This is a genomic window from Dellaglioa sp. CoH-57-MRSF-21 (genome assembly GCF_056781915.1).
Genome location: NZ_JBXAXU010000110.1, coordinates 1 through 361 on the forward strand (window position 1 = coordinate 1; position 361 = coordinate 361).

The 361-nt window shown below is 50.1% G+C and carries 1 protein-coding gene; it reads left to right on the plus strand.

Annotated elements, in window-relative coordinates; translation table 11 throughout:
* Positions 1–18: 18 nt before the first annotated feature.
* Positions 19–361, plus strand: a 343-nt coding sequence (locus AC1RPQ_RS08180; RefSeq protein ID WP_481762290.1) for a hypothetical protein, incomplete at its 3' end; no start/stop codon positions are given.

Below are 361 nucleotides of genomic sequence, written 5' to 3' on the forward strand. Positions count from 1 at the left end.
AAGGTTGATACGCGAGACATGCGTCAAGCAAAGAACTTCTATGACTATGCATTCAACATGCAGAACCCCAAGGCAAACCCGCCTTGGTCTCGTCAGTTGTGGGTCGGTACTATGCTGTTCGGTGAAGCGTGCCCTGTGTGCTCGAATAAAGCGTGGCTCGATGTGCACAACGTGCCTGTGGACTACAAGGCAAAAGAAATGCCAGAACATATCCAGTTCTTGGAGTATGGTAAGTGTCCAAAGTGCAAGCGCGGTAAATGGGAGCTGATCCAAAACCACGGACTCCGAAACTATCTACAGTACGTGGGCGTAATCGGGCAGCGTGGTTCCAAGTCGAGTTTGACAGCACTCCTATCTAGTT